This window comes from Halomonas sp. DP3Y7-2 (assembly GCF_019800795.1).
Classification (GTDB): domain Bacteria; phylum Pseudomonadota; class Gammaproteobacteria; order Pseudomonadales; family Halomonadaceae; genus Halomonas; species Halomonas litopenaei_A.
Genome location: NZ_JAHVKJ010000005.1, coordinates 145,297 through 169,024, shown reverse-complemented (window position 1 = coordinate 169,024; position 23,728 = coordinate 145,297). Strand labels below are relative to the sequence as shown.

Annotated in this window: 26 protein-coding genes and 1 tRNA gene; 12 read left to right on the top strand and 15 right to left on the bottom strand. The window is 59.9% G+C overall.

Annotation, left to right across the window (positions count from 1 at the left end; all coding sequences use genetic code 11):
- Positions 1 to 140 precede the first annotated feature (140 nt).
- From KUV45_RS06070 to glp, 3 genes are read left to right on the top strand one after another with little or no spacing between them, the layout of a single operon-like run.
- Positions 141 to 482 (top strand): DUF1244 domain-containing protein, encoded by a 342-nt coding sequence (locus KUV45_RS06070; protein WP_206938875.1) that lies wholly within the window; start codon positions 141 to 143, stop codon positions 480 to 482.
- Positions 479 to 1,006, top strand: coding sequence for a molybdenum cofactor biosynthesis protein B (gene moaB, locus KUV45_RS06065; RefSeq protein WP_206938882.1), 528 nt, complete (start codon positions 479 to 481; stop codon positions 1,004 to 1,006). The genes KUV45_RS06070 and moaB overlap by 4 nt, the downstream gene beginning before the upstream one ends.
- Positions 996 to 2,219, top strand: a complete 1,224-nt coding sequence (glp, locus tag KUV45_RS06060) for a gephyrin-like molybdotransferase Glp (RefSeq protein WP_206938883.1) — start codon at positions 996 to 998, stop codon at positions 2,217 to 2,219. The genes moaB and glp overlap by 11 nt, the downstream gene beginning before the upstream one ends.
- Here glp and KUV45_RS06055 read toward each other — a convergent pair.
- The 6 genes from KUV45_RS06055 to KUV45_RS06030 all read right to left on the bottom strand — a co-directional run bounded on the left by KUV45_RS06055 (position 2,214) and on the right by KUV45_RS06030 (position 5,364).
- Positions 2,214 to 2,795, bottom strand: coding sequence for an ACP phosphodiesterase (locus KUV45_RS06055; RefSeq protein WP_222163789.1), 582 nt, complete (start codon positions 2,793 to 2,795; stop codon positions 2,214 to 2,216). The genes glp and KUV45_RS06055 overlap by 6 nt on opposite strands.
- 8 nt (positions 2,796 to 2,803) lie before the next feature.
- Positions 2,804 to 3,157: a TusE/DsrC/DsvC family sulfur relay protein gene (locus KUV45_RS06050; protein WP_206938885.1), complete on the bottom strand. Its 354-nt coding sequence runs from the start codon at positions 3,155 to 3,157 to the stop codon at positions 2,804 to 2,806.
- A 153-nt stretch (positions 3,158 to 3,310) separates the two neighbouring features.
- Positions 3,311 to 3,601 (bottom strand): sulfurtransferase complex subunit TusB, encoded by a 291-nt coding sequence (gene tusB, locus KUV45_RS06045; protein ID WP_222163788.1) that lies wholly within the window; start codon positions 3,599 to 3,601, stop codon positions 3,311 to 3,313.
- A gap of 131 nt (positions 3,602 to 3,732) precedes the next feature.
- Positions 3,733 to 4,122, bottom strand: coding sequence for a DsrE family protein (locus KUV45_RS06040; protein ID WP_206938897.1), 390 nt, complete (start codon positions 4,120 to 4,122; stop codon positions 3,733 to 3,735).
- A gap of 43 nt (positions 4,123 to 4,165) precedes the next feature.
- Complete coding sequence (gene tusD / locus KUV45_RS06035; RefSeq protein ID WP_222163787.1) at positions 4,166 to 4,558, bottom strand: sulfurtransferase complex subunit TusD; 393 nt, start codon at positions 4,556 to 4,558, stop codon at positions 4,166 to 4,168.
- Between the two features lie 134 nt (positions 4,559 to 4,692).
- Complete coding sequence (locus tag KUV45_RS06030) at positions 4,693 to 5,364, bottom strand: Bax inhibitor-1/YccA family protein (RefSeq protein WP_206938901.1); 672 nt, start codon at positions 5,362 to 5,364, stop codon at positions 4,693 to 4,695.
- 331 nt (positions 5,365 to 5,695) lie between these two features.
- Here KUV45_RS06030 and KUV45_RS06025 point away from each other — a divergent pair.
- A tRNA-Ser gene (locus KUV45_RS06025) sits at positions 5,696 to 5,785 on the top strand.
- Positions 5,786 to 6,422: 637 nt separating this feature from the next.
- A complete protein-coding gene (locus KUV45_RS06020; RefSeq protein ID WP_222163786.1) occupies positions 6,423 to 6,623 on the top strand; it encodes a hypothetical protein in 201 nt (66 codons plus the stop codon).
- A 129-nt stretch (positions 6,624 to 6,752) separates the two neighbouring features.
- Here the strand turns inward: KUV45_RS06020 and KUV45_RS06015 are convergent, their stop codons facing one another.
- Both KUV45_RS06015 and KUV45_RS06010 read right to left on the bottom strand, forming a co-directional pair.
- Entirely contained in the window at positions 6,753 to 7,553 is an 801-nt protein-coding gene (locus tag KUV45_RS06015; protein ID WP_222163785.1) for a M48 family metallopeptidase, read from the bottom strand.
- A gap of 244 nt (positions 7,554 to 7,797) precedes the next feature.
- Positions 7,798 to 9,504, bottom strand: a complete 1,707-nt coding sequence (locus KUV45_RS06010) for a potassium/proton antiporter (RefSeq protein WP_222163784.1) — start codon at positions 9,502 to 9,504, stop codon at positions 7,798 to 7,800.
- 147 nt (positions 9,505 to 9,651) lie between these two features.
- Here KUV45_RS06010 and KUV45_RS06005 point away from each other — a divergent pair, with 147 nt between their 5' ends.
- Complete coding sequence (locus KUV45_RS06005; protein ID WP_222163783.1) at positions 9,652 to 10,953, top strand: ABC transporter substrate-binding protein; 1,302 nt, start codon at positions 9,652 to 9,654, stop codon at positions 10,951 to 10,953.
- Between the two features lie 128 nt (positions 10,954 to 11,081).
- Here the strand turns inward: KUV45_RS06005 and KUV45_RS06000 are convergent, their stop codons facing one another.
- Both KUV45_RS06000 and KUV45_RS05995 read right to left on the bottom strand, forming a co-directional pair.
- Complete coding sequence (locus KUV45_RS06000) at positions 11,082 to 11,858, bottom strand: alpha/beta fold hydrolase (protein WP_222163782.1); 777 nt, start codon at positions 11,856 to 11,858, stop codon at positions 11,082 to 11,084.
- A 124-nt stretch (positions 11,859 to 11,982) separates the two neighbouring features.
- The gene (locus KUV45_RS05995; RefSeq protein ID WP_206938933.1) at positions 11,983 to 12,669 is read right to left on the bottom strand and encodes a 7-cyano-7-deazaguanine/7-aminomethyl-7-deazaguanine transporter; all 687 of its coding nucleotides are present in this window, start codon (positions 12,667 to 12,669) and stop codon (positions 11,983 to 11,985) included.
- Positions 12,670 to 13,400: 731 nt separating this feature from the next.
- Here KUV45_RS05995 and KUV45_RS05990 point away from each other — a divergent pair.
- On the top strand, positions 13,401 to 13,730 hold the full coding sequence (locus tag KUV45_RS05990) for a metalloregulator ArsR/SmtB family transcription factor (protein ID WP_206938942.1): 330 nt from the start codon (positions 13,401 to 13,403) through the stop codon (positions 13,728 to 13,730).
- A gap of 151 nt (positions 13,731 to 13,881) precedes the next feature.
- Here KUV45_RS05990 and sohB read toward each other — a convergent pair whose 3' ends face one another.
- The gene (gene sohB / locus KUV45_RS05985; RefSeq protein ID WP_222163781.1) at positions 13,882 to 14,907 is read right to left on the bottom strand and encodes a protease SohB; all 1,026 of its coding nucleotides are present in this window, start codon (positions 14,905 to 14,907) and stop codon (positions 13,882 to 13,884) included.
- A 157-nt stretch (positions 14,908 to 15,064) separates the two neighbouring features.
- On the opposite strand from sohB, the gene KUV45_RS05980 reads away from it, so the two are divergent.
- Positions 15,065 to 15,370, top strand: coding sequence for an SCP2 sterol-binding domain-containing protein (locus KUV45_RS05980; RefSeq protein WP_222163780.1), 306 nt, complete (start codon positions 15,065 to 15,067; stop codon positions 15,368 to 15,370).
- A gap of 175 nt (positions 15,371 to 15,545) precedes the next feature.
- On the opposite strand, the gene nudC is transcribed toward KUV45_RS05980, so the two are convergent.
- The 4 genes from nudC to KUV45_RS05960 are packed head-to-tail and all read right to left on the bottom strand — an operon-like array spanning position 15,546 to position 18,385.
- Entirely contained in the window at positions 15,546 to 16,325 is a 780-nt protein-coding gene (gene nudC, locus KUV45_RS05975; RefSeq protein ID WP_222163779.1) for an NAD(+) diphosphatase, read from the bottom strand.
- On the bottom strand, positions 16,325 to 17,101 hold the full coding sequence (gene dnaQ, locus KUV45_RS05970) for a DNA polymerase III subunit epsilon (protein ID WP_206938950.1): 777 nt from the start codon (positions 17,099 to 17,101) through the stop codon (positions 16,325 to 16,327). The genes nudC and dnaQ overlap by 1 nt, the downstream gene beginning before the upstream one ends.
- Positions 17,102 to 17,140: 39 nt before the next feature.
- A complete protein-coding gene (gene rnhA, locus KUV45_RS05965; RefSeq protein WP_206938954.1) occupies positions 17,141 to 17,602 on the bottom strand; it encodes a ribonuclease HI in 462 nt (153 codons plus the stop codon).
- A gap of 6 nt (positions 17,603 to 17,608) precedes the next feature.
- Positions 17,609 to 18,385 (bottom strand): class I SAM-dependent methyltransferase, encoded by a 777-nt coding sequence (locus KUV45_RS05960; RefSeq protein ID WP_224852104.1) that lies wholly within the window; start codon positions 18,383 to 18,385, stop codon positions 17,609 to 17,611.
- 178 nt (positions 18,386 to 18,563) lie between these two features.
- Here KUV45_RS05960 and gloB point away from each other — a divergent pair, with 178 nt between their 5' ends.
- The 4 genes from gloB (at position 18,564) to KUV45_RS05940 (ending at position 23,728) form a co-directional block, all read left to right on the top strand.
- Entirely contained in the window at positions 18,564 to 19,346 is a 783-nt protein-coding gene (gene gloB / locus KUV45_RS05955; protein ID WP_206938963.1) for a hydroxyacylglutathione hydrolase, read from the top strand.
- A gap of 83 nt (positions 19,347 to 19,429) precedes the next feature.
- Positions 19,430 to 20,638 carry a transglycosylase SLT domain-containing protein gene (locus KUV45_RS05950; RefSeq protein ID WP_222163778.1) on the top strand — a complete coding sequence of 403 codons (1,209 nt, stop codon included), beginning with the start codon at positions 19,430 to 19,432 and terminating at the stop codon, positions 20,636 to 20,638.
- A 45-nt stretch (positions 20,639 to 20,683) separates the two neighbouring features.
- On the top strand, positions 20,684 to 22,510 hold the full coding sequence (locus tag KUV45_RS05945; RefSeq protein ID WP_222163777.1) for an extracellular solute-binding protein: 1,827 nt from the start codon (positions 20,684 to 20,686) through the stop codon (positions 22,508 to 22,510).
- Positions 22,511 to 22,654: 144 nt separating this feature from the next.
- A complete protein-coding gene (locus KUV45_RS05940) occupies positions 22,655 to 23,728 on the top strand; it encodes a microcin C ABC transporter permease YejB (protein ID WP_222163776.1) in 1,074 nt (357 codons plus the stop codon).

The following is a 23,728-nucleotide window of genomic DNA, read 5'->3' as shown; positions in this document are numbered from 1 at the left end:
ATCGCAGTGACGGTCAAAGCTGCACATCGCTTCACACGTCGCCCCGACTCATGTTCGGGGCGACGTGTTTCTTGCGGGCGGGCTTGGCGTTACCATCATGGCATCCGGCTTTGTGCTCGACATATTTTCTGGAGAACCTCATGCAACATCTCGATGAACACACGCGCACTGAAGTGGAAGCGGCAGCCTTCCGTCGTCTCCTGAAGCACCTTGATGACAACAAGGACGTCCAGAACATCGATCTGATGATCCTGGCAGACTTCTGCCGCAACTGCCTTTCCAAGTGGCTGGTAGCAGCCGCCGATGAGCGCGGTGAAACCATCGACTATGAAAGCGCCCGCGAGTACGTCTACGGGATGCCCTACAGCGAATGGAAGGAACTCTACCAGGCAAAGGCCACGCCAGAGCAGATGGCCGCCTTCGAGGCACGCCAGCAGACCAAGCGTGACAAGCAGCAGAGCAAGGAGAGCCCGAGCTCATGAGCCACGATGCCATGATCGGATTGAAGATCGCCGTCCTCACCGTCTCCGATAGCCGAGATGAAGCGACCGATCGCAGTGGACAGGCATTGGTCCAGCGCCTGGAAGATGCCGGTCACCAGCTGGCCGACAAGCAGATCGTCATCGACGATATCTATCGTATTCGTGCGGTGCTGTCCCAGTGGATCGCGGACCCGGAGGTTCAAGTGGTGCTGACCACGGGCGGCACCGGGTTTACCGGCCGTGATTCGACGCCAGAGGCCGTCAGTGTGCTGCTCGACAAGCGAATTGAAGGCTTCGGCGAACTCTTCCGCCAGCTGTCGTGGCAGGAGATTGGAAGTTCTACCGTCCAGAGCCGCTGCCTGGGCGGCATGGCCAATCGCACGGTCATTTTCTGCCTCCCTGGTTCTACAGGGGCTTGCCGCACCGCCTGGGATGGCATCCTTGCCGAACAGCTGGACAGTCGCCACAAGCCCTGCAATTTTGCCAATCTCGTGATTGCGGAGCGCGGACAGCATGACCATTGAGCCGTCGAGCAGGCTGGCACCGATGCAGGACGCCCTGGACACCCTGCTGGAGGGCGTAAAGGCCCTCCCCGAGGAGACCGTCAGCTGCGACGTCGCCGACGGCCGAGTGCTGGCCAGGGACGTCAAGGCCGTGCTGGACGTACCGCCTTTCGACAACAGCGCCATGGACGGCTATGCCCTGCATCATGAGGATGCCGGCCGGCGTCTACCCGTGGCGCTGAGGATGGCGGCAGGATCGCCCACGGCGAAGCTTGAACGAGGCACCTGTGCACGCATCTTTACCGGTGGCGTGCTGCCACAGGGCGCGGACTGCATCGTGATGCAGGAAAAGGTGGAGCGTGACGGCAATATCGCGATCATGCCAGCGACGATTCCTGCCGGCGACAACGTGCGCAGGCAAGGGCGTGATGTCACCAGTGGCGACACCCTGCTGGCGGCGGGCACGCGCCTGGATGCCGCTGCCCTGGGGCACCTGGCAGGCCAAGGCATCGTCGAGGTGGCTGTCCACCGCCGACCCCGTGTCGCCCTGCTGTCGACCGGTGACGAGATCATTGACCCGGGCAAGACGCTAGCCCCCGGTCAGATCTACAACTCCAATCGTGCCATGCTACTCAGCTTGCTGCAGCGGTTCGGTGCCGAGGTGGTACTGACCCGCAGCGTGCCAGACACTGCCGAGGGTACTCGCGCTTGTCTGTCTGAAGCTGCCGCGATGGCCGATCTGGTGGTGTCTACGGGTGGGGTCAGCGTAGGCGAGGAAGACCATGTCAAGGCAGCCCTGGAACAGCTGGGTCACCTGGATCTATGGCGCCTCGCCATTCGCCCTGGCAAACCCCTGGCGTTGGGCCAGTTGCCGAATGCAACAGGACATGCGACACGCTTTGTAGGTCTGCCTGGCAATCCAGTCTCCAGCTACGTCGGTGCCTGGCTATTCTTGCGCCCACTGCTCGGCAGCATGCAGGGTTGCCAGCAAATGGCTGAGCTACCGCGCCTTTGGGCACAAAGCGATTTCAGCACCAGCACGGGGCCACGCCAGCACTACATGAGGGTTTCCCTCGACTTCCGTCAGACTGGCATTGCGGCGAAAGCCTTCGACGACCAGAACTCAGGCGTTCTATCTTCCTGCATCAATGCCGACGCCTTGGCCGTCATTCCACCGCACACCGAGATAAGCCCTGGAGATGCTGTCGAGTGCCTGTGGCTACGAACGTCATGAGAGACGTGGGGAGACTTCCCAGTGGCGACGGGTATCCCGCCACAGGATGGCGAAGTCTTCCCGCAGGACGTCGTAATCCTGCTCCAGGTGCGGCACCAGTTCCGCCAGCCGATTGGGACCCGATAAACGCGTACCGATGCCGGCAATCGCGCGGGTGGTGAACGCCAGGCTGGAATAGCGCCGCAACCAGTCCTCACGCACCATCACGGGCACCATCTGGGCCAGCCGCTGCGGCGCACCATGCCGCTCGAACAGTCTGTAGCAGCGATCAATCAGCTCGTCCCGCTCGCGCCACTGATCGCCGCTCAGCTCATCAGCGAGAAAGTGGTCCCACATCATGTCCAGCGCAATACCGGCAACGCGACGCCCACCTGCTGGCGCACGAGCCCTTGCGGCAGCGACTCGGGGGTGATGATCGACAAAGGCATCAACCTGGCGATGATGGAGCACGCCTTCCGCGACTGGCGCTGGCCACGCAGACAGGTCGGTCCCCTTGACGCCGTCGGCAATCAAGTTGCCGAGCAGAAAACCGTCACTGCCCTCGCGGGCCAGCCAGCCATGAGCCAGGAAATTCACAGCCGAGCCTAGAGGCAATTGGTCGGTTTAGGCAATCCAGCAAGGCGGGCACCTAGCTTCGGCGGACTGCCCGGAAATAACCGCATGAGATAGATCGAGCTAGCCTTGTCCTGGCCAAGGGCCTTGCCCACCGCCTTTACCAGCGGGCGCATGGCTGGCGACTGCTCGTAGCGTCCGTAGAACTCGCGCAGCACGTGGAGGATCTCCCAATGCTCCTCGGTAAGCACCAGGCCCTCCCGCCCTGCCAGCGCCTCGGCGACTTCAGGGGTCCAGTCGTTAAGATCGACAAGGTAGCCCTCGGGATCGAGTCCGATGGTGCCCGTGCCAAGGTTGAGCTCCTCAGCGGTCTGTGTCGTTGCCATGATGACGCTCTCCTGCTGGACGACGCTGATGACGGTGAATACTGAATGCCATGCCTGTATGGCGCTAGATAACAATAGGTGGGGGCACTGACAGCGAGCATAAACCCCGCGAATCCCCGGGGATGGCAGCTGGCTATCACCAGACTTACTGACTCAGTACCAGCTCACCACCTTGGTGGCCTGCTCCGTCAAGGCGACAAACTCCTGGACATCAATGACGGTGATGCTATCGGAACAGGCATCAACGAGACCTCGCGACGCCAGATCCTCTTGCAGCGCGAACACTCTGCCAGTGAGCTGAGGCCAGCGCCCAGCCTGGGCTGGCAGGCTCCCCAGGACACCATCCTCTATGAGCAACAGGCAATCTGCCTCGGTCATGGCGGCCAACGCCTGAATGTAGACTGACGAATCTAGCGGCGAGCGATTGAGGGTATGCAGAATCATTCTTGCTCCACACGGGCGACAAATGGCAATGGTGCAATAGATGGGTGAAGTCGATGGGTGCAATAGATGAGCCGTGACTCAACCAGCAGGATCGCTTCCGTCGTCCATAGACAGTGAACGCCTCGCAGGCCTCAGAACGTCATTACCAGCGAATGGCATGCCATCAACTGAGCGACACCGCCACTGTCGACAGCGGTGACGTCGATGACCAGCGCGTCTGCCGACATGTCGAGGGCTTCCAGACTGGCACTGTCGGCATAGCACCGATCGATGTCATACATCTCGAGCATATCCAGCGTCGGCAGAGTTCCCTTCTGGTCCAGCGGGCCTTTGCCCTGACCTGGCATCAAGGCGGCCACGCCACTGCCCATGAACAGAAGCGATACACGGCGCCCAAAGGCGGCAGCCACCAGAGCAGCATCAAGCCCTTCCTTCAGCGCGATACCTGAATGAGGACCATGGCGAAGAATCACCAGCAGTTCTCCCGCTGCCCCCTCGTCGACTGACGTCGTTACCGTCATACCCACTCCTCCGGGTTTGTCCCTGGCCGTGACTCCGGTCGCGTCATGCGCCGAAGGTGATCAGACGGTCACAGTCAACACCAAGGTCGATCAGCTGCCCCAGTCCGGTGAGCGTGAAAGGTGGCGCAAGGCTGTGCCCGTCCTTGCCATGTCGCGCCGCCTCAGCGGCATCGATGATGCCGCGTCGAAGAGCCGCCGCAATGCACACCTCGAGCCTGACCTCATGGTCACGCTGAAGATCTACCCAGCCATCGACAATCTGCGGCTCGTCCTGGGGCGGGGTCGCCAGGCTCGCCGCATTGTGAACGCCATCAGCGTAGAAGAACACGGCTTCCAGGCGGTGACCACGCGCTATCACCGCCTGGGCGAAACGCAGTGCACTATGGGCTGCCTGAGAGCTGTAAGGCGCACCCAGCAACAGGATGGCGTAGCGCATATGTCTCTACCCCTGGACAGCGTCATCAACCACTGGCATCGGGTCTATGGCGACACGCAGCCAGCACAAAAAAATGGCCCCGCATGAGCAGGGCCACCATTCTACGATACTTGTGCCATTCCGTCCCGTCTGGATCAATCCTGGCTGACAACGCCCAGCAGTGACAGCAGGCTGATGAACAGGTTGTAGATCGAGACGTACAGGGTGATGGTAGCGAGGATATAGTTGGTTTCACCGGCCCGATGAACGATCTCGCTGGTTTGATACAGGATCGCTGCCGAGGAGAACAGGACAAAGCCCGCAGAGACCATCAGGGACAGCGAAGGAATGTTGAAGATCAGCGCGGCAACCATGGCCAGAATCAGTACGATGGCACCCGCCATCATGAAGTTGGCCAGGAAGCTGAAGTCCTTGCGGGTGATCAGCGCGACCGCCGACAGACCGAAGAAGGTCAAACCGGTCATGCCCAGCGCGGTCATGATCAGTTCAGGGCCATTCGACAGCGTCAGGTAGGCGCTGAGAATAGGACCAAGGGTGAAGCCCATGAAGCCGGTGAAGGCGAACGTCGCCAATAGCCCCATGGCGGAGTTAGCGGTCTTGTGAACCAGGAACATCAGGCCGTATGCGCCAATGAAGAACACCAGAATGTTCATCTGCTGAACGCCGAGGGCCACTGCCGCCCCCGCTGTCACCGCAGAGAACAGCAGTGTCATCGCCAGCAAGCCGTAGGTATTGCGCAAGACCTTATTGGTCGCAGCTACCTGCGTCTGGGTCTGACGACTCACCTGTGACTCTTGATAAGCCATGTATCCGTAGCTCCCTGTTTGTGGACATGCATTCGACACAGCATGCCCATGGGAGGTTCCCGGCGCAAGACGTCCACCTGCGCGGTTTCAACGAAGGGAATTCACCTGAATGGCGCTGCATCCCCGCCACACTTGGCTCGAACAGCGTTTCCTATTGGCGACAAAAAATTGCTTAGCTGCACATTTCTTGCGCAGTTTCCCCCTTGCCAATCGCCTGGGCTAAAGATTAATGACCTGGCTGACGAGGGCTCCTCGGGTAAGCCGTAACACATTGATCGCACACAACTGTTGACGTGAGAAGAAAAGCTGGTAAAGTACATCGCCGTGAGCCGGAGGGATGGCAGAGCGGTTGAATGCACCGGTCTTGAAAACCGGCAAGGGTTAACGCCCTTCCAGGGTTCGAATCCCTGTCCCTCCGCCACCTCGAATTGCCAAACGCCGAATCTGTCCTGCAGATTCGGCGTTTTCGTGATGGTAAATCCACCTGGATCGTCAGCACGATCAGCCCCTCTCTCACCATACCGATGAAGCTCGAACCAACCCGCCTAGCATTCAGCGGTGCCCCGCGCTTGTCTTCTGTCTCTAGCCGCTTATTCCTTCTCTCTTCTCTCTTATCCCTTCCCACTTTGCTTATTGTTGTTGTTTCTTGTCGGTGTCTCTGCCCTCACCTGTCTCTGCCCTCATCTTCGACCATTGCGCCGGCACTCAGGTTGACGCCCGCCGTTTGAGCAGCAGCTGCCTATAGCGCTCCCAAGCGCTGCGCCTGGCAACCGCACTGACGTGATATCATTAGCAGACTAGGCATTAGCAGATGCCAGGGGATGAGCGGTCCGACTGCTGAAGCGCCGCGCCCCCTGGGGGCAAATGATGCGGACGGACTGAACCTTTTCGTTCCGTCATACTCTTATTGCTCAATAAGATATCGCTTAATGAATACCCTAATCATTACTCAGCATACGGCGCGTGACATCATCGTTGAAGGCTCAGTAAACTTTTGACCATGCTGATGGCTTACAGCACGTAGACTGCGCGCCTTCGCAAAAAGAGCAGAGTTTCCCATGAAGCACTTTCGCGTCGAGAGCTACCAGACCAAGGCGCTCAAACGTACCCGGTGGGCCGTCGTCGCCTTCTCCGACTCATCACCAGGAGCGACACGCCAGGTTATCTCACGCCATGACAGCCAGGACGCGGCGCGGTCGGCAGCGGCCGCCCTTGCCTTCGAGGACAGGCTACCCACCCCCCCTGACGATAAAGCGTAAAGAGCGTCCTATTGGCGCGGTATGGCCACCGCCGACCAGCCCAGGATCGCTACAGGCAACGAGACCCGCCAGACAACGTGGGGCCCATGCCAGAGCTGTCAGGCAAAGAGAAAGGATATAGAGGTGGCACTATAGCGGCCGAGCAGAACACCGAGATTCTACCGCCTCTTGATACTGTCTCTTGGCAGCAGCCATATGCTCTCTTAGCCCACTGATGCGGGACTGATGGCCGGGATGCGTGGACAGGATCTCAGGCGGTTGACTGCCGCCAAGCGCCGCCATATTGCGCCACAAGGTGATGCTGGCGCCAGGATCAAACCCAGCGCGTGCCATGATCGCAAGCCCCATCAGGTCTGCTTCTGACTCATGCACCCGGCTGAAAGGCAGCGCAATGCCTAGCTGACTGCCGATCCCCAGAGCTTCCATCAGCGGCTCCTGGCCGACATCGCCCTCGCTGATCAGACCCACCACCAACAGCACCGCCTTGATGCCTAGCTGCTGAGTCAACCGCTCGTTACCATGCTTAGCCAGCACGTGGGCGATTTCATGTGCAATGACGGCGGCCAGCTGGTCCGGGGACTGCGCGACTTCAAACAAACCCGTGTTGACCCCAATACGCCCACCCGGCAAGGCAAACGCATTGGGTGAAGGGGAGTCGAAGATCACCACCTGCCAGTCCTCGGGTGTCTCCACCTCTGGATATTCCAGGCGAGCTGACTTGATGAGGGCTGCGCTGATGCACTGGACCAGCGCCTTGCGCGACACGTCCTGATCCAGAGGAAGCTCATGGCGAAGCTGATCAAAGGCCTGCCTGCCCATATCGCTCATGACGAAACCCGGCACAAGAGCCAGCTGGCTGCGACCAGCCGGCGTTTCGTCGCAGCCGCTCAGCACCACCAGCAGCAACAACGGCAATAGTCGTCTGAGCATGACCATCTCTCCACACGCCTCCCAGGGACGACGCCCCATTGCTCCAAGGCTCTGACAACATGATTCGGACGCCTGCTCACCATCCAGCGGCAGGCTATTCGCCAGGTTTTGTCCGACAAGTCGACGAGCGAAGGTGAAACAAGGCAAACATCGGTGAGAAAGCGCAGTTTACGAGGTGTAAATGAGCATTTAGACCGATGTTTTAACGCCGTATCACCAAGCGCAGGCACTTTCCGTACAAGCCCTAGTACAGGCGCAGCCCCACCTTGGTGATATGGTTTCCCTCCATATCACTGACCACCCACTGGATACCGTGCCAGTCGACGTCATCGCCCACGACAGGATGACCGCCCAACCGCAGCCCCAGAAACTCCCCTAGCGTCAACGACGCTTCGCCAGGACTCAGGGTCAATCCGTAAGCGTCGGCCACGTCACCCATGCGCGCCTCAGCATCCAGCGTAAAGGTCCCGAAGAAGGCTCGCTGCTGGCGATGCTTCGCGTCGCCATTGAACAGACGATTCAGCGCAGGCAGGTCATCGCTCTTGCCGATGACACAGATGATGTCGTCCATGCGCAGCTGGGTACTGCCTTTGGGATGCAACATCACATGCTGACGAAACAGCGCCGAAATCAATGAGCCCGAGGGAAAGCGCAGCAAGCGAATCGGGATGTCTTCAAGATCAGAGTTCTCGACCTTGTAGACAAACATCTCGAAGTCGTTTTCCGGCAAGATGCCAAGCGGGCCGCGATGATTGGGCGTTGCGCTGTCAGGCACCATGACCTTCATCCGCTTGGCCATCCACGGCAAGGTCCCGCCCTGAATCAACAGCGATAGCAATACCACCGCAAAGGCCACATTGAAGTAAAGGTCCGCCCGCTCGACGCCGCCAATGACGGGAAAGATGGCCAGCACGATAGGCACCGCGCCGCGCAACCCCACCCAGGAGATAAAGCCGACCTCACGCCAGCGAAAATGAAAGAACGGCTTGAGCGTGAGAATCACCGCCAATGGCCGCGCCACGAAGATCAACGCCAGCGCCACTACCGATGCGGGTAACAGGACGTCGAACAGCGCCGACGGCGTAACCAGAAGCCCCAGCACCAGAAACAGGCCTATCTGACTCAACCATGCCAGCCCGTCGTGTACCGGCAAGATGAAGTTGAGATGACGACCGGGCTGATTACCGATCATCAGGCCCGCCAGATAGATAGCCAGGAAGCCGCTTCCTCCAAGAGCACTGGTCAGGCCGAAGACACAGAATCCCAGGGCCAGGGCCAGCAGCGAGTAGAGGCCAGGAGCCAGGTCAAGGTAGCGCAGCAACTTGCCGATCAGCCAGCCCGCGCCGAGACCCAGTGCAATGGCGACGGCGAACTGCTGAATAAAGAACAGCAGCATGTCCAGCGGTCCACCCAGGTCCCCCACCAGCGCTTCGATCAACACCAGTGTCAGAAAGATCGCCATGGGATCGTTGGTGCCGGACTCGATCTCAAGGGTTGCACCCACACGCTCATTGAGATTCAGGCCACGCCCGCTGAGCATGGAAAACACCGCAGCAGCGTCCGTCGACCCGACGATGGCTCCGACAAGAAGCCCCTGCAGCAGCGACAGGTCGAACACCCACATCGCCAACAGCCCCACCAGACCGCTGGTGATGAACACGCCTGCGGTGGCCAATCCCAAGGCCGGCCGGAAGCCCACTCGAAAGGTCTTCAGCCGGGTGCGAAGACCGCCATCGAGAAGAATCATCGCCAGCGCCAGATGACCAATGACGAAGGCTAGGGAATAGTTGTCAAAGTCGATGCCAAGCAGGCCATCCTCGCCCGCCAGCATGCCCAGCCCAAGAAAGAGCACCAGAAGAGGCACCCCGGCCAACGCGGAGAGTCGGCTCGCCAGCACGCTCAACGCGATCAAGGTGCCACATAACAGAAAAAGGCTATTGATGGAGTCCATGCGAGTCCCTTGCAAAGTTCGACCACAGTATCTCATGCGGGTCAAACGCTGATCCATCAAGATGTTGATGGATGCCGCTGGTAGGTGAAATTACCGTTGTATACACTAGCCCGCTGGTACGAACGCCTGATCCACGGGAGACACTTGATGGCGAAGTCAATGTCCTGGCGCCATCGTCTAGGCTGGCTCATGGCCACCGCTTTGACACTGGGCTTTATTAGCGCTTCCTGTCCGGCTGCAGACGAGCAGGGCTCAACCGATGCTGCCGTCGCAGTCGACAGCAACGAGGCCGCCACGGCGATCCAGCCGCAGGCTGACAACGATGCTGGGGAGCAGGAAGCGCAGCAGCAAGGGCAGCCCGACGAGAGCACCGCCAGCGCTCAGGACGACCCCACGGATACCCCGCCCGCTGCCGAACACGCCAACAACAGTGCGTCCGGTGCCGAGCGACATGATCCCGCGGCAGCCTATGAAGGCCTGCCCACAGGACCAAGCGTGGATACGCCGTCACGGGCCATCGCGCCATCGATCACCGCGGCGCCGGCAGACCCCATCGCTCCCCCGCCCGTGACCACTCTCAACGTCATTCTCGAATGGACCCCGGGTCCGCAGCACGCCGCGCTGCTCGTGGCGCAACACAAGGGACTGTTCCGGCGCCGCGGACTTGACGTTCATCTCAAGACGCCAGCAGATCCGGACGTGGCGGCCAAGCTGGTCGCTGCCTCACAGGCAGATCTTGCCCTGACAGATCAACTCAGCCTGCATGCCGCCGTCGATGACGGGCGTCCGATCATGAGGGTCGCTACGCTGGTGGAGCTTCCCCTCGCGGCGCTCGTCGTGCGTGACGACATCAACGCCGCCTCAGCGCTGTCATTGATCGATCATCGGGTCGGCTACGCCCAGCAATCCGACAAGGATGTCCTGCTTAGAGCCATTCTGCAGCAGGAGGGATTGAACCTGTCACATGTGGAAGCGAAGGACGTGCATTTCAGCATCATTCGCGCCATGAGCGAAAACTGGGTTGATGCGGTCGTTGGCGGCCACGGCATCTCGCTACCACGCGAATTGGGTGACCTGGGAGTGGCGACGCGAGTCATGTCGGCAGCCTCCTTGGGCATACCAATTCACGATGGGCTCATCCTGGTGGCCAACCAGGAACACTATCAGTCACAGCAGGATGCCATTCGTAGATTCATTGACTCGATTGAGGAAGCCACTCGCTGGATCATCGAACATCCCACCGAGGCGTGGGACATCATGGTGCAACAGCAACCGACCATGGACAGCGCAGCAAATGCCGCCGCGTGGCCCGACATCAGGCGCCGACTCAGCCTCCGCCCGGCGGCCATGGATCACGGTCGCTATCGGCGCGTGGAACGCTACCTGCACGACCAAGGCATAGTGAAGGAGATAACCCCAGTGTCTCGCCTTGGCCGCGACCCAGGCTGAACCTGGGTCAGAGCCCAGAGCCTTAAGCCACGAGCCCCAAGCCCGGCCGCAAGCGCCACGAAATGACCGAGTGCCTTTTATCCGCCTGGCGTTGGCCGTTATCGCGGCACCTGTCGCTGTTAGACTGACTAGGCTAATGGTTCAAGAAAGCGATCGATGCACTGCTGGAATTCCTTGGCCTTCTCGGTATGCAGCCAATGTCCGGCGTCAAGGGTTTCCAGCGAAGCCTCCGGCAGCACTTCACGAACCGCCGCCAACCTGGCGTCAGCCACATAGTCCGAGCGACTACCGCGAATGACGATGGAAGGCACTCGAATGGGACCCCGACCGGCGGGTTCGGCCATGATGTCTTCGTAACTTCCCTCGATGGCATCCAGATTGACCCTTAGGCAAAGTACATTGCCTTCCCCCCGAACGAGGTTGGTCGCCAAGAACATGCGGGTTGGCTTGTCCTCCACATGCGCAGCCATCAGCTCATCAGCTTCTCGGCGGTCCTTGGGGGCAGACGCCTCCACCGCACGTAGCGCCGCGAACACACTGTCATGTCGGTGCTCGTAGGCTACCGGCGCAATATCGGCCACCATCAGGGACGCGACAAGATCCGGATACAGGCGAGCAAGAGACATGACCACCTTGCCACCCATGGAATGCCCCAGCAGGTGGACCTTGTCGGCCCCTGATCCCGTGATAACGTCGGCCAGGTCCTCTGCCATGTCCTCGTAACTCATGCCGTCTGCGTGGGGAGAGCGCCCATGGTTGCGAAGATCGACCGCGATGACACGGCGCTGTTGCGACCAGTGCTTGACGTGGGAGCGCCAGTTGTCGGCGCTACCTAGCAGGCCATGCACAATCACCAGGGGCACTCCCGGCCCACCGCTGTCAGCTAGTTCAAGGGCAACCGCCATGTCTGCAACTCCTTCTCTTGCGCAATTCTAGGATCAGCCCCCACCCGCGATGGGGGAAAGAAATGGGGTAAGCACAAAGCTTACCCCGTCGCACCAGCGCCGCAAGGCTGACTTGGCCGTACCACTAGCCACGCCGATCTGCTGCGCGCTCCGGCCAGCGGTCAGCACTGCCCGTGGCGACGACCAGGCGCTGAGTCAGCGTCTTGAGCAACACCCCGTAAAGGGGCAGGAAGAACGCCAGACTGATGGCCAGCTTGATGGCGTAGTCCACTGCCGCAATTTCCGGCCAGTGCAAAGCCATGAAGGGATCAGGCCCCGCATGGAAGGCAATGGCGAAAAACGCCAGCGTATCGACAAGATTACCGAGCAGCGTGGAAGCTGCTGGGGCTACCCACCAGGCGCCCAAGCGCCGTAAGCGATCAAACACCTGCACGTCCAGCAGCTGGCCGAGCAGATATGCCATAAAACTGGCAAGCGCAATACGCGCGACAAAGAGGTTGACCTCATCGAAGGCAGCCATGCCCACGTAGCTTCCCTTGGGAAAAATCACCGACACCAGGTAGGAGATCACCAGGGCTGGCAGCATGACCCGCAAGATGATCGCCCGAGCGGGCTCCTTACCGAACAGCCTTACCGTCAGGTCCGTGGCGAGAAAGATGAAGGGAAAACTGAAGGCGCCCCAGGTGGTATGCAAGCCAAATACCGTGAAGGGCAACTGCACGAGGTAGTTGCTGGCGGCAATGACGGCAATATGAAAAGCCACCATAAGTGCCAGCAATCGACGGCGCTGATCGGTCGTAAGCGTCAACATAGCGAACCTTTTTGGCAAGGGGTGAGGGAACCCTGGTGATCGAGTCATGACGACAGACGTCGCGCATGAGGGTGTTGAGAGGCAGCAAACGTAGGCCCTGCTCGGGGAAACCGAGGTAGACCCGAGACGCAAACACCCCAAAAGTGCCTGCCGCGCGCTCTTATGCCGGGTGAAGGATTATACGCACATCGCCATGGCCATGCCATGCATGCCACGCGGCAGCCAGCCTGGGCCCCCACCACACGACGATGAGACAGCGTCTGTTAGCGCCCGTTGCGAATCGATTCTCTTTAGTCAACATCGGTAACAACACGAAGGCTATGGTTACTTAACGAGACAATGATTTGCTAATTCTGCTGTAGCGGTCACAAACAAGCGTTTAAGACGCGTTTACTCCTACAATGCGCTATAATTGAGGAGTTTCTTAATCACTGACGCACTGAAAGGCGAGCCGTCCTGGAGCGACATAAGCCTGGAGCAACTCAGGCCTGAAGCAACCTAGGTTCAGAGCACCCCAGGCATACAGCGAAAACGTCTATGGGCTTGTGTTGCAGCCCCAAGCGGGAGCGGGATGGCAACGCTGATCATCCGCGCTCACTTAATCAGGGTGACAAGACATTTATGCGAAACACTGCAACCTCTTGCAACGCCCCACCCGTCCAGAACCTGCTGGACCGCAAGCCAGCGCCGGGTGTCGATATGATCAGTCACCATTGCAGTGGAGAGTGCTGATGAACAGCCAACAACGTGTTGCCGGTCGTCTGCTTGAGGGAGGAGACGCCGTGGTCGATAGGGCCAGCGGCCTGCTCAAGGCGATTGCCAACGACAACCGGTTACGAATTCTCTGCCTGCTGGAAGGACACGAACTCTCCGTCACGGAGCTTAATCAACGACTTAGCCTCAGCCAATCCGCCCTATCGCAACATCTGGCCATTTTAAGGCGCGCGGAACTGGTCACTACGCGGCGCTCCTCTCAGACCATCTACTACTCACTCAATGGTGAAAGTGCGAGCATCATGATCGCCGCGATCGTCAAGATGAACGCCGCCAATGACGATTGATGGCCGTCAGATCGAGACGGACAAAAGGCAGGATGCCAACCGTCTTGAGTATCGCTACAAGGCTTGAGGACCAACGCTGTCACGCAGAGCGTGGCGAAAAACTCAAGCCTTGTGCAGGCGGGTGTTACTCGTCTCCTTCCAGCAATACCCTTTAACGATGCTCCCAGCGAGATGCGTCCAGGCGCTCTTCTACTCTATCAAGGGCTTTGTCCACCACAGCAGAAGAGGAAAAGCCTAGCCGCTGAGCTAGCGTCGGCACTGACGACAGCTTGACGCTAAAGACCCGCCGTTTGGACATCACCTGAGCGAGATAGGCTTCGCTGGTCGCCACTTCATCTGCCAACCCCTTCGCCACGGCTTCCTCGCCATACCAGACCTCGCCAGTGGATACGGCTTCAATATCCACATGGGTACGACGCTCAGCTACGTAGGACTTGAACCTCTCGTGAATATTCTCGAGATCCTGCTGAAGCTTGTCTCGTCCCTCATCGGTATTTTCGCCTAACACCGTCACCGTTCTTTTGTAGCGACCGGCGGTAAACAGCTCGACGTCGATATCATGGCGCTTCAACAGTCGATGGACGTTAGGAACCTGTGCCACGACACCAATGGAACCGATGACGGCGAAAGGTGCCACGATAATGCGCTTGGCGTTGCAGGCCATCAGATACCCGCCACTGGCGGCCACCTTGTCGACACATACCGTGGTATTGAGACCCGCAGCATTGAGCCTGTCCAGCTCTGCAGCAGCTTGCCCGTAGGCATGGACGACTCCGCCAGGGCTCTCGATACGAACGATGACATCATCCCCCTCACGGGCAGTATCGATCAGCAGTGAGACCTCCCTGGCCAGGCGGTCGACCCCACTGGCCTTGAGATTACCGTGAAAGTCCAGGACCCAGGCAGTAGACCTGCTATCGTCACCTTGGCCTGCCTCTTTCGTCTCGTCCGATGACGTCTTGAAGGGCCAGAGCCCCCGGCGGCGCTTGGGCGACATGGCCTGAACAAGCCTCGCCCGCAGCCGGCGCTGGCGCTGGCCCAAGTCGACAATCTGCAGCTGCTCTCGCCCTTCGCTCCTCTGGCCGCGTGATCCAAGCGCAATCGCTCCCATGACAACCAGCGCGACCAGCAGCAACTGAACAAAAAACGTCACCAATTCACCCAACCACTCTTCCATGACATCCTCCTGCGACACTTATAACGTGAGACGAGGCCGAACAGACAGAATCATGCTTTACAACCACCAGCATGCTCGGCAACGACAATCTCGACCTTGATTAAAACATCCGTTTGAAATACGCTTCCGTACAGATTCCCAGACCCCAGGATGCAACATGTCAACCACCCTCGAGTCCCTGCGCTCTCGCTTCAACCCGGATGCTGCCAAGGGCATGAACGAAGTCTTCCAGTTCCATTTCAGCGATGTCGAAGACTACTACGTGGTCATCGATGATGGCGCGCTGGATATCCAGCAAGGCGAGCATGACGACCCTTCTGTCAGCCTGAGCATGAGCAGTGAGACGCTCAAGGGAATCATGCAAGGCAACATCAACGGCATGACGGCCTTCATGACCGGTAAACTAAAGGCAACCGGCAACATCATGCTGGCGACACGGCTTACCGACCTGTTCCCGAGCTGATAGCCCGCGGCCAGCAGACAAGCTGCTGGCCGCTCCGCGCGACTGTCATTCTTCGACGCCGACCTGGACTGACAGGCGCTTACACAGCTCATCCCTAAAGCCGTTCATTTCTCAAGCCACTCATTTCTCAAGCCGTTCACCCCTCAATGAGTTCATCCGCCAAGTGGCTCAGGCCCTAACCACCCCGGCCGTCGCGCACCTCAGCCAGGTGCAGCTCTATCAGTTCGCGGGAAATCGAGTAGAGAGGGGGAAGCTGGGGTAGTGTGCGCGGTGTAAACCAGGCGGCATCCTGAATTTCATGGCCATCAATCCGGATTCTTCGGGTCGAGGCTTCCACCAGATAGCCAAGCATCAAAGAATGCGGAAATGGCCACGCCTGACTGCGAATGTAACGTAGCCGTCCCAACGAGATACCGACCTCTTCATGCACTTCACGATGCACGGCCTGCTCGGCAGATTCGCCGGGCTCGATGAATCCCGCCAGAGTGGAATATCGGCCAGGGGGAAACCTGGGACTGCGAGCCAGCAGCAGCGACTCACCATGGGTCACCAGGGTAATGATACACGGTGAAATACGAGGATAGTTGCGATGACCGCAATGGTAGCAGTGCATCGCAAATTCGTGCTCGAGCCGCGTGGCGGCCTGGCCGCAGCGCCCGCAGTAGCGGTGGTTGGCCATCCAGGCCCCCACCTGAAGCGCGGTCGACACGAGGGCGAACCATGATTCGGGTAACTGAGCCAACCATCCACGGCCGTCGATCCAGTCATCCCCTGGCTCGGATTCCAGACGCAGTCCAATCGGGTCGTCGTTCCACCAGCAAAGGGGTTGCACCTGGTCGTCCCAGTCCTGAATCAGCCCCAGTGGCGTATCGTCGACGCCAGGGGCGATGCGTCCTTCCGACAGCCTGATCACTCGGCCGCGCGCTATTCCCTGCGGCAGCTCCCGACGTAGCATCAGTGACTCTCCTCCTTGGGCTGACCTAGGCCAGCATACTCCGGTGCCAAGTGATCCCAATGACACTGGCCCGCCTTGGACCTCACGGCGTCGAGCTTCGCCAGGTGCGCCTGCTGCTCATCCTCATCGGGACGAATCACCGTCAGCCGCCCTGCATCCAGTGACAAGCGGCGCACTGACAACTCACCCGGAACTGCCGCCTGCTGATCCTTGTCATCCCCGGCATCCAGCGTCAGCGCGGTCTGGCCGCCCGTCATTGCTAGATAGACGTCGGCCAGAATCTCAGCGTCAAGCAAGGCGCCGTGAAGCACCCGGTGACCGTTGTCGATGTCATAGCGCTTGCACAGCGCATCCAGGCTGTTGCGTTGGCCGGGATGCAGCTCCCGCGCCATCGTAAGGGTATCCAGCACGCCGCAATGCTGCCTGACCGGACCAGGATAGAGATCGGGTCGAGTCGCCTTCAGCAGCGAGAATTCATGATCGATGAAGCCCACGTCGAAGGGTGCGTTATGGATAACCAGTTCAGCCCCCCGTATGAAGTCCCAGAACTCGGCTGCCACGTCGGCGAAGACCGGCTCGTTGGCGACTCGCTCATTGGTGATACCGTGAATCCCGATGGCTTCAGCATCGATATCACGTTCTGGATTGATGTACTGATGATAGGTGTTACCGGTGAGGCGACGATTGATCATCTCCACCGCACCGATCTCAATCATTCGGTGACCATCGCGGGTCTCGATACCGGTGGTCTCAGTATCCAGCACTATCTGTCGCATGGGGATTTCCTGAATGTGGTAACGCCAGCGCCTGCGGGGTCAGGCGCCGCTCAACAAGTCGTCGATGGCTTCGTTGACCAGCCTGTCGGCAGCTTCATTGCCTGGGTGGCCGCTGTGCCCCTTGACCCAGTGCCACTCGATCTGATGACGCTGGGTTTGGGCGTAGAGCTCGCGCCAGAGATCAGCATTCTTGACCGGTTGCTTGGCAGCTGTCTTCCAGCCACGCTTGATCCACCCGTGAATCCACTCGGTAATGCCCTTGCGCAGGTATTCTGAGTCTGTCCACAGCGCGACTCGGCATTCCCGCTTCAACACGCCGAGGGCGCGTATCGCGGCGGTCAGCTCCATTCGATTATTGGTGGTGTCATGCTCGGCGCCCTTGAGCTCCTTGCGATGGTCGCCACTCTCGAGCAGCGCGCCCCACCCTCCTGGCCCTGGGTTACCTCGACACCCTCCGTCCGTATAAATAGTGACGACAGGGAGTGAGTCCGGTGTGGTCAACGCATTTCACCCTTTTTTCTGCTTCTGATGTTGTCGGACGCTAGGCTCCAGACAGGTGGTACCCAGGTGAGCACCACCGACCTGCAGGCCAAACAGCGGCCGCCGTCCTTGTGTGCACGCCAACTGAGAGCGACAGCGCGCCTGAATGATGTAGCAGTCGCCCATCGGCAGGTTATAGCGCCGACCCAGGGTTTCCAGCATGGTGTTGCGCCCGGACAACCCCGGCAGACGAAAGCGGCAGTAGTCTAACCGGTCGATCTCGACATCGACAAACTCCAGCCAGTCCCTGAGCGTACCCGGTGTTCGCCAGTGGCCCTGACCTGGCAGATGGCGTCGCTGCCGTGGGCTGAGCCTCATCAGCCCGGACACCGACAAGGGAGACCACCCGAGCAGCACCAGCCTGCCCTGCGGCGCCAACACACGCACGGCCTCCTGCAGCAATTGATGAGGATGGGCCACGACCTCAAGCAGATGATTGAGCACTACTAGATCAACCGCCCCATCGGGTAGCGGGAGGCGCTCGGGCAGGCATACCAGCGTGCTGGAACTTTCCGCCAACTCCCTGGTCGGAGACCATCGTATCCAGTGACGCACGGCGGTCATGTCGACCAAAGGTTCGGCTAGAGATAGCTCGAGGCCATGCTGGCCGCACCAGCGCTCCGCCAGAGGACCCAGACAGGCCCTCTCGCAACGGCGGACAGCTTGACCACTGTCACTGGACCAGTAGCGTCGAGCGTGCCGTATCAGGCGCGCGAGCTCCATCGGCTCCGACGCATTTGACATAGTGGACTCGTGCCTCCAAAGTGTCTGATTTTGCAGGGCGAAAAGCGAAGTTTACTGAAGACATCAGCTGCCGCCTGTCGCCACTAGCAGAGCGCCTGCAAGCTAACTAGACGTGTGCGCCTGCGGCATTAAATCCAGTGGCTATCGACTCTGCGGCTTTCGAAGGAACCTGACGACCATGCTAAGCGTGACACCGATTCCTGCCTTTAGCGACAACTATATCTGGCTACTGCGCCAGGATTCGAGTCAAGAGGTCTGCGTGGTCGATCCAGGCGACGCCGAGCCCGTCATTCAGCTGCTTGAACGGGAAAACCTGACGCTGGGATGCATCCTGGTGACCCATCACCACCACGACCATACGGGCGGCATCGCCGAACTGGTCGAGCGCTACTCACCGCGCGTGGTCGGACCCAGAGCGTCAGACTCGGACGCTCCCACGGTCGAGGGCATTACCGAGATCGTCGGTGATGGTGATGAACTACGCGTGATGGGGCGCCTGTTCGAGGTGATGGCGGTTCCGGGGCACACCCTCGACCACATCGCTTTCTTCACCGCTGGCATCCCCTCTCTACTGTTTTGTGGAGACACCTTGTTCAGCGGTGGCTGTGGCAGATTGTTCGAAGGATCTCCCGAACAGATGCTGCGCTCCCTCGAGCGGCTGAATACGCTACCAGCCGAAACCCTGGTATTCTCGGCCCACGAATACACCCTGGCCAACCTTGCCTTTGCGCAGGCGGCCAATCCAGGCAACCCCGAGGTTGCCCGTGCCCTGACCGACTGTCAGAAAGCACGTGAACTGGACCGACCCACGCTGCCAACAACGATGGAACGTGAGCGCCGTATCAATCCTTTCCTTCGTTGCGATGATGAGGATGTCAAGCGCGCTGCATCAGCTCATGGGTCGACCGACAGCACGGACGCCACCTTTGCCACGTTGAGAGCCTGGAAGGATGACTTCTAAGGTCGCCATCAACTAGGCGTTCCATGTACATCGCCCCATGACAGGTTCGTGAACCCTTTCATGAACCGGGAGAACTCTTACGCATGACATTTCACACGACCCGTAGACGACTTCTTGGTGCGGCCAGTAGTCTGGCGCTCCTTGGCTCGTTGATGGCCGGTGCCTATACCTCGCAAGCCTCACCGCTCCCACCCGGTGGAGCACTGCCCTATAACAGCGGCCCCGGCAGCACTGCTGCCGCCCAGGGCGGCGCTGCGGCGCACCAGCATTTGACCACCCACTTCTGGGACGCGCTGGAACTGGAACCGCAGGATGCATGGACCAGCCTGCGCGGAGATTTTCAGTGGAACGATGTGGCCGTCAATGCGCGTGTGCAGGAGTGGATCGACTACTACCAGAAAAGTCCCCACAACGTTGCTGAGATCACCGAACGCGCCCGTCCTTGGCTAGCCTGGATCACCCAACAAGTGGAATCACGCGGCCTCCCCGGCGAGATCGCCTTGATCCCGTTCGTGGAAAGCTCCTTTGATCCCAAGGCACGCAGCCACTTTGGCGCCGCTGGACTGTGGCAAATCATGCCGCGTACCGGCGACGCGCTGGGGCTGAAGCGCAACGGTGCCTGGGATGGCCGCAACGACGTCGTGGCATCGACTCGCGCCGCCCTGGACTACATCGAGATGCAGGCCGATCAGTGGTACGAAGGCGATCTGATGCTGTCTCTGGCTGCCTACAACGCTGGCGCTGGTACGGTCAACAATGCCCGCCGCGCCGCGCAGGCAAGAGGCCTGGCCGGAGACTACTGGGACCTCAATCTTCCCGCCGAAACGATGGCCTACGTTCCCAAGCTGATTGCGATTTCTCGTATCATCGATAGCCCCGAGCGCTACGGCGTGACGTTACCTGACATCAGCGGCTCCGCGGCCTTCGCCAAGGTCTCGGTGACAGCTCCCATCTCGCTCAGCAAGGCCGCCGCCCTCGCCGGCGTGACCACCAGCGAGCTGGCCGAGCTGAACCCTGGGCTGAAGTCACGCAACGTCAATCCTCGCCACACCCGTCAAATTCTGGTCCCTGCCGAAAGCGCAGCGACCCTGCGCAGCGCCCTCACCAACATAAACGATGTTCAGGTGGCCAGCGCAGACCCGGCAGACACCCATGTGGTCGAGAGCGGCGAGACCCTCACGCGCATCGCCATGCTCTACTCTGTGTCACCTCGTGATCTTGCCCAATGGAATGGCATCGATAATCCGCAGGCTTTACAACCGGGCCAGCAACTGACACTTTCCGGAAGATAAAGCGGACGCCATTCTGGCGTCCCTCAGGACAAGGATTTCAGCGCGATGCGACAGGTGGCGATTGGCGTGAGCCTCGCGAGCGTGCTGCTGGCCGGACATTGTGCGGCCGCAGACGTGTCTACCGTTCCCACGGTGCATGCCCTACCTCTGTTCGGTGAGCCGGCGCTGCCGGCTGACTTTGACCACCTGCCCCATGCCAACCCCGATGCTCCCCATGGAGGCAGCCTCGTTCGTGCTGCCCAGGGCAGCTTCGACTCGACCAATCCCTTTATCGTGCGCGGCACTCCCGCCTCTGGGCTTACCCAGATCTATGACACCCTGCTGGAGTCGAATCCGGGTGAACCTTTCACCATGTATGGGCTGCTGGCCGAAGGCATCAGGCTCGATCCGGATCGGCGCTGGGTCGAATTCGACTTGCGCCCGGAAGCGCGTTTTCATGACGGTGAACCGGTTGATGCCGACGATGTTGTCTTCAGCTTCCAGACGCTGACCACCCAGGGACAGCCGTTCTATCGCGCCTACTACAGCGACGTTACCAGCGTGACCGCGGTTGATCGCGATACCATCCGCTTTGAACTTGGCGACAGCGAGAGCCGAGAGCTGCCGCTGATCCTGGGGCAGATGCCGATCCTGCCTGAGCACTTCTGGCAAGACCGTGATTTCGAGGCCGTCACCCGCGACGCCTTGCTGGGATCGGGGCCCTATCGTATCGCCGAGGTAGATCCTGGCCGCCGAATCGTCTACGAGCGGGTCGATGACTACTGGGGGTGGCAGGTTCCGGTCAACGTGGGCCGCCACAATATCCAGCGACTGGTGTTTGACTACTATCGCGACCAGACGGTGGCGCTGGAAGCCTTTAAGGCAGGCAACCTCGACTTTCGACTGGAGAACTCCGCCAGCAACTGGGCAACCGCCTACGAGTTTCCTGCGCTCAAGGAAGGATTTGTCAAACAGCTGCAGGTGCACGATGGCCAGCCAGCGGGCATGCAGGCCTACGTGATGAATCTGCGCAAGGACAAGTTTCAGGACGTGCGCGTACGCGAGGCCATCACCATGGGCTTCGACTTTCCATGGCTGAATCAGAATCTGTTCTATGGGGCATACGAGCGCACCGACAGCTACTTCGAGAATTCCGAGATGGAAGCCAGTGGCCTGCCTTCCGCCCAGGAGCTTGCCTTGCTGGAGCCCTTTCGTGACCAGCTACCCGAGCGGGTCTTCACCCAGCCATTGCCCATGGAGCAACCCGAGGCCTTACGCCCACGTCTCGCTCATGCCCTTCAGCTGTTGACCGAAGCCGGCTTCGAAGCCCGAGATGGCACGATGGTCAATGCGCAGACCGGGGAACCGCTCAACATCGAAATCCTGCTCTACAGCACCCAGTTCGAGCGCATTGCTCAGCCGTTGCTGCGCAATCTTGCAAGGCTGGGCATCCAGGGCAACATTCGCACGGTGGATGTCAATCAGTACCTCAACCGCCTACGCAACTTCGATTTCGACATGGTGGTGGGCAGCTATCCACAGTCCCTGAGTCCCGGCAATGAACAGCGCGAGTTCTGGGGAAGCGAGTACGCAGACCGCCCCCAGAGTCGCAACCTCATCGGATTGAAGGATCCGGTCATCGATGCCCTCGTGGATCGTCTTATCGCCGCGGAATCGCGCGAGGCACTGGATACGGCCGCGCATGCCCTCGACCGCGTGTTGCGCTGGGGGTTCTATGTGGTTCCGCAGTTTCACCTGGCCGCACACCGTATCGCGCTGTGGGACAAGTTCGCCTGGCAGGAGCCCTTTCCCGAGTACACGCTCGATCTCAGCGCCTGGTGGGTCGATGGCGAGCGCGAAGAGGCCGTCGAGGCCCGCCAACGCAGCCGCTGAAGGGCTGGCGAGATACCGTCCGCTGGAAGTCCAGCATGAAGGCGGCATAAAGGGGGCGCCGACGTTGATTCGGGCGAGTTGCTGAGTGACGCTCAACGCATCACCGTGGCAGCATGACGAGAACCTGTTCTGCAAGGAAGTGCCGTGGGTGCCTACATACTGCGCCGACTGTTGTTGATGATTCCCACCCTGCTGGGGATCATGCTGCTCAATTTTATGATCGTTCAGGCCGCCCCCGGCGGCCCCATCGATCAAATTCTGGCCCGTTTCGAGGGCTTCTCCAGCGAGGCCAGCACACGCCTGCAAGGCGGAGGTGGCGAGACGCTCACCAGCGGTGAGTCACGCGGTAGCCGCGGGGTGCCCGAGCAGTTCATTGCTCAACTCGAACAGCAGTTCGGCTTCGACAAGCCCGCCCATGAGCGCTTCTTCAACATGATGGTGGACTACGCCACCTTCGACTTCGGCGAGAGCTTCTTCCGCGGTGAAGCGGTCACCACACTGATGCTGGAGCGTCTGCCGGTGTCGATATCGCTCGGCCTGTGGACGACGCTGCTGGTCTATCTCATTTCCATCCCCCTGGGGGTGCGCAAGGCGCTAAAACACGGCTCCGCCTTCGATGTCTGGACATCGGGACTGGTCATCGTGGGATATGCCATTCCGGGGTTCCTGTTCGCCATCCTGTTGATCGTGCTGTTCGCGGGTGGCAGCTACTTCGATGTCTTCCCGCTGCGTGGGCTGACCTCACCGGATTTCGCGGAGCTGGGAACCTGGGGCAAAGTAAAGGACTATCTCTGGCACATTATCCTGCCGGTCAGCGCCTCGGCCATCGGCAGCTTTGCTACCCTGACCATGCTCACCAAGAACAGCTTTCTTGATGAGATTCATCGCCAGTACGTACTGACGGCCAGAGCCAAGGGCGCCGGTGACCGCAGGGTGCTGTACGGTCACGTCTTTCGTAACGCCATGCTGATCATCATCGCCGGCATGCCTGCCGCCCTGATTGGCATCTTCTTCACCGGCTCGCTGCTGATCGAGGTGATCTTTTCCTTGAACGGCCTGGGGCTGCTCGGCTTCGAGGCCGTGATGCAACGTGACTACCCGGTCATCTTCGGCACCTTGTATCTGTATACCCTGATAGGCCTCCTGTTAAAGCTGGTGTCCGACCTGACCTATGTCTGGGTGGACCCTCGCATCGACTTCGACACTCGGGAGTCCTGA